This is a genomic window from Mesorhizobium sp. M7A.F.Ca.CA.004.04.2.1, assembly GCF_004022825.1.
Lineage (GTDB): Bacteria > Pseudomonadota > Alphaproteobacteria > Rhizobiales > Rhizobiaceae > Mesorhizobium.
The window spans coordinates 1-2,089 of the sequence record NZ_RZPH01001026.1 but is presented as its reverse complement, the minus strand read 5'-3'; the positions used below and the strand labels follow the sequence as shown (position 1 = coordinate 2,089).

Here is a 2,089-nt window from a genome sequence, read left to right as displayed (position 1 = left end):
GTCAAAAGCAGGGTCGAGGCGATCGGCGTGAGATAGGCGACCACCGCGACCCTGTCGCTGCCTTCAAGCTTCAAGGCGCGCGACCAGAAATAGTAGCCCAGGCCCATCGGACCGGCGCCGAGATAAAGGCCGAGGGCCAGGTCCGCGCCGACGGGCCAGGTGAAACCGTCGCGAGCGCACCACAGAAACATCAAAGCGACGCCAATCAAAGACGATGGCAGCAACAGGCGATCCGCTGGAGTGGCCACCCGTCCCACCATGAGCGAATAGAAGGCCATGCACAGCGCTGACCCGAATGCGGCGAGATAGCCGACCAGATCGCCCTCGAACCAGGATTGGTTGCGCCCTCCCGAAATCACCAGTGCAACGCCGATGAAGCCCACCACCGCGGCGAGACCCAACAGTGCCGGACGCCGCGGATTTTCCAAGGCAATGACTGCCGCCGCGACCATCAGCGGCCAGGTGTAGGCCACCAGATTGGCCTCGATCACCGGCATCGAAGCGAAGGCGATGTATTGCAGCACCATGGTGCCGACCAGGCCGATGAAGCCGATCGCGAGAGAGATGAGCGCCGCCCCGGCGGTGACCGGTGCTACTCTTTCGCGGCTCATCAATCGGATGGCGGCGAAGACGAGTGCTGCGCCTGCAAATTGCAGGAACTGGACCTGCGAAACCGGTTGGCTGGCCAGCAGGGATTTGCCGACCAGGGCATTGGTGGACCACAACGCCACCGCACCGGCAGCGAAGACCAACGCGGATATCGAGCCGGATCCCTGCCGAAACAATCGGCATGGGACTCTATGTTGCTGTTCGACCATGATCCTGTCCGAAAACCGGTTCCGACTTTTCGGGGTCATGGTTCATTACCATGATTCCCTGGCGCCGCCCGGAACCGGTGCCTCGACGGCGGTGGGCACGGGATGCTCCGCCTCGAACCGACGATAGGCCGGCAGCTGATTGGTCCAGACATCTTCGGCCAGTTCGCTGACCCACTCACGGTCGTGGTCGTTGTCGGCGGCGAGATAGAACATTCTGTTATCGTCGACATAGGGTTTGGCCACCGAGCGCTGGTTGAGCACCAGCGTGACGCGCTCGCCGAACCGGATCGGAGCGGTGCGATGCAGGACGCCCAGGAATTGGCCGAGCGTCGCGTAGTTCATCTTGTGATCGATGCGCATGACACTGTTGCGCGGGATCTCGCGGCCGGCTTCGAGAATGGCGCGGCCGGTTTCGGAGTCGTCGCAGAAGATTTCGAGATGGCCGCCGACCAGCGGATTGCTGATCGACAGCGGAATGAGCTCGGTCACCGGAACGCCATCGCAATGCCACTCCACGGCGCCGTCGTTGGGATTCATGAAGGTGACCGTCGAGCCGACGATCGACAGCGGATAGGGCTCCAGCTTGGTGCCCGTCATGTCGGACAGCCGCTCCAGGCGCAGCTTGTCATGCAGCAATTCCTTGATCTCGGGGATGAAACGGTCGGCCCCGGTGATGAAGGTCAGATCGAGGTGCTTGTGCACGGCATGGCTGGCCTTGAGCTTCAGGGCAGCCTCCTCGATAGCTGCAAGCAGTGCCGGGTCATAGCCGTGCAGATATTGCGCGACACCGAAACTCGACACTTTCCAGGCGGTTTCATGGCCGATAATGGCTTCGCGGCTCATCGCATAACGCAGTTCGGGAATGGTATGGGCGTTCATTGTACTTCTCCAGGATGGGGGCAACACTTGGTAAACAGTCGATTAATTCACCCACCCCTGTAAAATTAGGAATGCTGGTGCTAGTGTAAGCCAAGCTTAAGGTCGAAACCGTGCGTCTGCTCAGTCAGGTCAACCTCAATTCGCTTAAAATCGTGGAGAGTGCTGCGAGGCACGGTAATTTCACGCGTGCCGGCGAAGAACAGTTTATTACCGCTTCAGCGGTCAGCCAGCGCGTGAAAAGCCTTGAGGATCAGCTTCGTTTCAAGATTTTCCAGCGCGGCGGCAATGCGGTGTCGTTGACGCCGGAGGGCGAGACCTATGTCTCGCGCGTTAGCGAGGCGCTGGAGCGAATCGTCGCCGCCAGCATGGAAGCGACCGGGCGATCGCAGGAG

3 protein-coding genes are annotated in these 2,089 nt (G+C 60.7%); 1 reads left to right on the top strand and 2 read right to left on the bottom strand.

Annotated features, from left to right (window positions below; all coding sequences use genetic code 11):
• Together EN893_RS30735 and EN893_RS38355 are read right to left on the bottom strand one after the other, a co-directional pair.
• On the bottom strand, positions 1-818 hold an 818-nt coding region (locus EN893_RS30735), incomplete at its 3' end, for a DMT family transporter (RefSeq protein ID WP_164901262.1).
• Between the two features lie 45 nt (positions 819-863).
• Positions 864-1,697, bottom strand: a complete 834-nt coding sequence (locus EN893_RS38355; RefSeq protein WP_164749112.1) for a hypothetical protein — start codon at positions 1,695-1,697, stop codon at positions 864-866.
• Between the two features lie 110 nt (positions 1,698-1,807).
• Here EN893_RS38355 and EN893_RS30720 point away from each other — a divergent pair.
• Positions 1,808-2,089, top strand: a 282-nt coding sequence (locus EN893_RS30720) for a LysR family transcriptional regulator (RefSeq protein ID WP_128362048.1), incomplete at its 3' end; no start/stop codon positions are given.

Coding starts and splice junctions, on each gene's coding strand:
- EN893_RS38355 (WP_164749112.1), bottom strand. CDS start 1,697: ATGAACGCCCATACCATTCCCGAACTGCGTTATGCGATGAGCCGCGAA.